This window comes from Flavobacterium niveum (assembly GCF_055231775.1).
Map to the genome: position 1 here is coordinate 534,314 of NZ_JBUYSX010000003.1, position 6,057 is coordinate 540,370.

Sequence of the window (6,057 nt, forward strand, 5' to 3'; positions counted from 1 at the left end):
TAAAAATGACACCTGATATGAAAAAGATAGCTTTAATGGTGCTGCTTTCCGCAGGTTTTACTGTGGCAGCACAAACGCAAAACGTAACTAAGGAGAGTACCACTACTACCGTAACGGTAAACAACGGTACAGGCAAGCCCAAAAAGGTTACCAAAACCGAAACCACCGAGGCACGCCAGAACATAGAGCTGAAGGATGCCGACAGCAAAAAGCTGAATAAAGACGTGAAGGAAACCCCGGTACAGGTAAGTAGCAGCACTACCATACAAGGCGACGGTATACCTACCTACTACGAGCTGAATGGCGAACGCTATATTTTTGTAAGCGATAAGGCAGGATACAGGATTTCATCAGGGGCAGATAAGCAGTATGGTGTGGTACGACGTACCAGTAACGGCCAGTATATTTACCGTACTAAAAACGCCACCTCTGTAGGATATTTTGATGATAAAGGGAACTTTGTGGTAGAGCGCTACGACGACAATACCGATGGTATTATGGTAGAAACCTACACCAAAGTACCGGTACAATAAATTTGTTATTAGTTAAGTTGCTATGAAAAGAATCCCGTGCGCAGAAGCTCACGGGATTTTGTTATTTTTAATATCTCAGGTAAATAATATAATTTTTTAAATCACAAATAATCATATATTTGCCTTGATTTTTAACCAACCACATCTTCACTCTTTCCGGCCAACAACTCTTTAGGGGAAGCTGTATTTGGACACATAATACCAACAATTTTTAACGTATAACCAATGAAGAACAAACTACCCATTGTATTTTTTTCAATGTTTGCCATGGGGGCCTATGCCCAGCAGTCGGTAAACAGCGGTGCGGTAACGGGCAACGGCCTTATTCATTCGGTTGGGGAAATTTATGTTCTCCCTGCCAATGCAAACCAGGCAAGCTCGGGCACTATAGGGGCTGTATCGCGCATTGAATTCCTTACCCTCGGAATCGACGAGGTGGTGGCAGTACCATCCATTAAGGTGTACCCTAACCCTACCGCGCATTCGGTGTTTTTTGAAACCGGTGCCGAACCAATTACCCACGTAGACATTTACGACATGAACGGGCGTGTAGTACTATCTAAAGACCTTCAAAACAACCAGGTCGACCTGAGCCAGTTACAGGCCGGTACTTACATCATTACAACAAACAGTAAAAACAACCAATCGTTTAAAATAATCAAGAAATAACCATGAAAAAAATATTACTCGCATCTTTCCTTTTTGTTTCATTGCTTGCTTCGGCACAGGCACCACAGGGCATCAGCTACCAGGCGGTGGCATTTGGCACCGGCGGTAACCCGGTAACCAACGGCAACGTAGGCGTAAAAATCAGTATACTGGACAACTCGGCCACAGGTACCGCTGTATATGTAGAAACCCACACCAAAACCACCAACGCACAAGGCTTATTCAACCTGAACATAGGCCAGGGTACAGCTACCACAGGTACGTTTTCGGCCATAAACTGGGGCGTAAATACCAAGTTTGTTAAGGTAGAAGTAGACCCTGCCGGAGGTACTAACTACAGCATAGTGGGTACTAACCAGCTTATGAGCGTACCTTATGCACTGTATGCACAAAAGGTAGATGCAACCGGGCTTGCAGGTATTGGCACAAGCGCCTTTAAAACTAGTAGTTTTGCTGTAGTGGATGATAATCAGGTACATGTATTTAGTAATGGAACGTGGTATTCTAAAACCTGCACAAGCTATCCTAATCCGGATGAGATAATAGGTTCAAACGGAAGTTTTGCGGTAATAGATGAAAATAAAATACATGCTTTCAGTAATGGTGTTTGGGTTACAAAAAACTGCTCAAGCTATCCTAATGCCAGTGAAGTAATTACATCTGATGGGAATTTATTGGTAATTGATGAAAATAATGTACACGCTTTTAGTAACGGAGCCTGGGTTACTAAAAACTGTTCAAGTTATCCTAATACAGATGAGGTTGTGGGTACTAAGGGTTCTTTTGCCGTAATAGACGAAAATAATGTACATGCCTTTAGTAACGGTGTATGGGTAACAAAAGCATGTTCAAGCTACCCTAATGCAGACGAACTTATTGCATCTGAAGGCAATTTCATTGTTATAGATGAAAATAAGGCGCATGGGTTTAGCAATGGCACTTGGACTACAAAAAACCTATCAAGCTATCCCAATTCAGATGAGGTTATTATTTCTGTAACGAATTAACTATTTCAATCGCCATAAAAAAATCCTGAAGCAGTATACTTCAGGATTTTTTTATTGATTATTTTCTATTTTAGATTTTCTATTTCGGCTGAGTGAAACTCAATCTAAAATCTAAAATCATTCATCTCCATGAAGGAAAGCCTGTCGGTTTAGCAGGGTTTCTTCATCCTCTACATAGTTATCGTCCGGTACACAGCAGTCTACAGGGCATACGGCGGCACATTGCGGCTCATCGTGGAAACCCTTACACTCGGTACACTTGCCCGGTACTATGTAGTAAATATCGTCGCTTATGGGGGTATGCGGCGTATCGGCATCTACCTCCTCACCGCTTGGCAGCACTATTGTACCACGCAATTTTGTTCCGTCCTTATAGCGCCAGTCATCGGCACCCTCATATATAGCGGTGTTAGGGCACTCCGGTTCGCAGGCCCCACAGTTTATGCATTCGTCAGTTATTATAATTGCCATACTGTATGGTATTAATACGTAAATTTGCATGCAAAATTACGTCCAAATCCATTCATAAGCAAACAGAATGACGTTAACAGAAAGAAAAAAAGCATTTGCCGCGCTGGGCAGCTTCTTGGGGCAGTTTACCCCGCAAACCAATACACAACAAGCCGCAGTGCCTTTTAACGATGAATATTTCGAAAAATACCTCTCCCTTATAGAGCAGTCGCAGATACACAACCACTGGTTTACCCCGGAGCAGGTGTACTTTGCCACACAGCAATGGGCCGAAGCCCTTACCGAAGAAAACCTGGATAACTGGCTAAGCCATTACAGCCTTGAAAACATAAACCCCAAGACCGTGGCACTGATACTTGCGGGCAACATACCGCTGGTGGGTTTCCACGATTTTTTATCGGTACTGATAAGCGGGCACAGGGTTTTGGTAAAACTGTCAAGCAACGATAAATTCCTGCTGCCGCTGATGGCAAAATACCTGGTAGCCGTAGCGCCTGAATTTGCAGGTTATATAACATTCGCCGAAGGGAAGCTTGAAGGCTTTGATGCCGTAATAGCCACAGGCAGTAACAATACCGCGCGTTACTTCGAGTATTACTTTAAGGATAAGCCAAACATCATACGCAAGAACCGCAACAGCGTTGCCGTACTTACAGGCACTGAAACCAAAGAAGAACTGGAAGGGTTGGGTGAAGATATCTTCCGTTATTTTGGGTTGGGTTGCCGCAATGTATCAAAGCTGTTTGTACCGCAGGGATATGACTTTAAGGACTTCTTTGAGGCAATTTTCAACCAAAAGGACGTCATTTTTTATGAGAAGTATGCCAACAATTACGACTACAATAAGGCTGTATTCCTGATGAGTAATTTTAAACTGCTGGATAACGAGTTCCTTACCCTGAAGGAAGACGGTAGCTACGCCTCCCCTATTTCGAGTGTTTTTTATGAATACTACGATGATATTGAAGCCATAAAATCAAAGCTTGAAGCCGAGCACGAACAGATACAATGTGTAGTGGCCAATGCAGGTTTTGATAATGCGGTAAAATTCGGGCATACACAAAAGCCCGGATTGTTAGATTATGCCGATAATGTGGATACAATTTCATTTTTATCAAAAATTTGATAGAATTATTTATAAAAATTTTGGTGCTAAATCGGGCGATTATTAGGAAATTTGTTGCACTTTAATAAGTAAACACACAATGAAAAAGCACAACTTTAGCGCAGGACCATCAATCCTGCCACAGGAAGTATTTGAAAAATCAACACAGGCCATCCTTGATTTTAACGGTTCCGGCCTTTCAATTCTGGAAATCTCTCACCGCAGCAAAGACTTTGTTGCCGTAATGGAAGAAGCCCGCGCCCTGGCCCTGGAACTTATGGGGCTAACCGGCAAAGGCTACCAGGCATTGTTTCTATCGGGCGGCGCATCGCTGGAGTTTATCCGCGTACCGTACAACCTGCTTAAAGACGGTGGCAAAGCCGCATACCTTGACACAGGTACATGGGCTTCGGCTGCCATAAAAGAAGCAAAGAAATTTGGTACTACCGAAGTTGTGGCGTCCTCCAAAGACGAAAACTATAATTACATCCCGAAAGGATATACCATACCTGCCGATGCAGATTATTTCCACTGCACCAGCAACAACACCATTTTCGGTACACAGATGCAGGATTTCCCTGAAACTGATGTGCCACTGGTATGCGACATGAGTTCAGATATCTTCTCGCGTGAGCTTGATTTCAGCAAATTTGGCATCATTTACGCCGGAGCGCAAAAGAACATGGGCCCTGCGGGTACTGCACTTATCGTAATCAAGGAAGAGCTGCTGGGCAACACCGGCCGCAATATCCCTTCATTACTGGATTATAAGCAGCATATCGACAAAGAAAGCATGTACAACACCCCTGCGGTATTCCCGGTATATGCATCGTACCTTACCCTGCAATGGATTAAAAACCAGGGCGGCGTTAAGGCTGTTGAGGCTAAAAACAACGAAAAGGCAGCACTGCTTTACGGCGAAATAGACCGTAACCCGCTATTCGTTGGCACCGCCAAAAACGAAGACCGTTCTAAAATGAACGTATGCTTCCTGCTTAAAGACGAAGCCCACACCGAGCAATTCGATAAGCTATGGAAAGCGGCAGGCATCAGCGGTCTGAACGGTCACCGATCAGTAGGCGGCTACAGGGCATCGATATACAACGCCATGCCGATAGAAAGCGTACAGGTGCTTGTAGATGTAATGAAAGAACTGGAGAAAACGGTTTAATTTGTTTAAAGTTTAAAGTTTCAGGTTTTTGCCGTTCTGTACGGAACCTGAAATCTAAAAATCTTAGTTTTCAGGCCATGAGTGAAACTCAATCTGAAATCTAAAATCATAAATCTGAAATTAAAAAATGAAAATATTAGCAAACGACGGTATTTCTAAAGCGGGCCTTATAGCCCTGGAAGATGCCGGATATGAAGTAATAACAACAAAAGTGGCCCAGGAACAGGTGGCCAATTATGTAAATGCCAATGACGTTGCCGTAATCCTTGTACGCAGCGCCACCAAAGTCCGCAAGGACATTATAGATGCCTGCCCGGGGCTTAAAATCATAGGCCGTGGCGGTGTGGGTATGGACAACATAGACGTGGAATACGCCCGCGAAAAAGGCATCCACGTGATCAATACCCCGGCTTCATCATCTGATTCTGTTGCCGAGTTGGTATTTGCCCACCTTTTTAGTGGTGTGCGTTTCCTGTATGACAGTAACCGCCAGATGCCGCTTGAAGGCGATACCAACTTCGAAGGCCTTAAAAAGGCTTATGCCAATGGTATAGAGCTTCGTGGCAAAACCCTTGGCATCATCGGTTTTGGGCGTATAGGCCGTTCTGTGGCGCGTATGGCACTTGGATTAGGCATGCGTGTGGTAGCTACCGATAAGTTTGTAGACGAAGCCGAAGTGCGTGTTGACTTCTATAACGGCCAGTTCATTAACGTAGACATTAAAACCGAACCGGTTGAGGACATACTTAAAGAGGCAGATTTCATTTCGCTGCACGTACCGGCACAAAAAGAAGGTTACGTAATAGGCAAGCCTGAATTTGAAACCATGAAAAACGGCGTAGGTATAGTAAATGCATCGCGCGGTGGCATTATAGATGAAGTTGCCCTGCTTGAAGCGCTGGACAGCGGTAAGGTTTCCTTTGCCGGCCTTGACGTTTTTGAAGATGAGCCTAAGCCTGCCGTACAGGTACTGATGCACCCTAAGGTGTCGCTTACACCACACATAGGCGCTGCTACCCTTGAGGCGCAGGACCGTATAGGCACCGAGCTTGCCGAGCAGATAGCAAGCCTTCTTAAACCTTAGTATTTTTGAAAAACCAA

7 protein-coding genes are annotated in these 6,057 nt (G+C 44.2%); 6 read left to right on the forward strand and 1 reads right to left on the reverse strand.

The window, feature by feature from the left end:
* Positions 1-17 precede the first annotated feature (17 nt).
* The 3 genes from ACZIX4_RS10670 (at position 18) to ACZIX4_RS10680 (ending at position 2,209) form a co-directional block, all read left to right on the forward strand.
* The gene (locus ACZIX4_RS10670) at positions 18-533 is read left to right on the forward strand and encodes a hypothetical protein (protein WP_463335621.1); all 516 of its coding nucleotides are present in this window, start codon (positions 18-20) and stop codon (positions 531-533) included.
* 225 nt (positions 534-758) lie between these two features.
* Complete coding sequence (locus tag ACZIX4_RS10675) at positions 759-1,202, forward strand: T9SS type A sorting domain-containing protein (RefSeq protein ID WP_463335622.1); 444 nt, start codon at positions 759-761, stop codon at positions 1,200-1,202.
* Positions 1,203-1,204: 2 nt separating this feature from the next.
* Complete coding sequence (locus tag ACZIX4_RS10680) at positions 1,205-2,209, forward strand: hypothetical protein (RefSeq protein ID WP_463335623.1); 1,005 nt, start codon at positions 1,205-1,207, stop codon at positions 2,207-2,209.
* Between the two features lie 117 nt (positions 2,210-2,326).
* On the opposite strand, the gene ACZIX4_RS10685 is transcribed toward ACZIX4_RS10680, so the two are convergent.
* Positions 2,327-2,680 carry a 4Fe-4S dicluster domain-containing protein gene (locus tag ACZIX4_RS10685; protein WP_463335624.1) on the reverse strand — a complete coding sequence of 118 codons (354 nt, stop codon included), beginning with the start codon at positions 2,678-2,680 and terminating at the stop codon, positions 2,327-2,329.
* Positions 2,681-2,747: 67 nt separating this feature from the next.
* Here ACZIX4_RS10685 and ACZIX4_RS10690 point away from each other — a divergent pair, with 67 nt between their 5' ends.
* From ACZIX4_RS10690 to ACZIX4_RS10700, 3 genes are all read left to right on the forward strand, one after another.
* Complete coding sequence (locus ACZIX4_RS10690; protein ID WP_463335625.1) at positions 2,748-3,806, forward strand: acyl-CoA reductase; 1,059 nt, start codon at positions 2,748-2,750, stop codon at positions 3,804-3,806.
* 79 nt (positions 3,807-3,885) lie between these two features.
* The gene (serC, locus tag ACZIX4_RS10695) at positions 3,886-4,956 is read left to right on the forward strand and encodes a 3-phosphoserine/phosphohydroxythreonine transaminase (RefSeq protein WP_463335626.1); all 1,071 of its coding nucleotides are present in this window, start codon (positions 3,886-3,888) and stop codon (positions 4,954-4,956) included.
* Between the two features lie 127 nt (positions 4,957-5,083).
* Positions 5,084-6,040, forward strand: coding sequence for a D-2-hydroxyacid dehydrogenase (locus ACZIX4_RS10700; protein WP_463335627.1), 957 nt, complete (start codon positions 5,084-5,086; stop codon positions 6,038-6,040).
* The last annotated feature ends 17 nt before the right edge of the window (positions 6,041-6,057 follow it).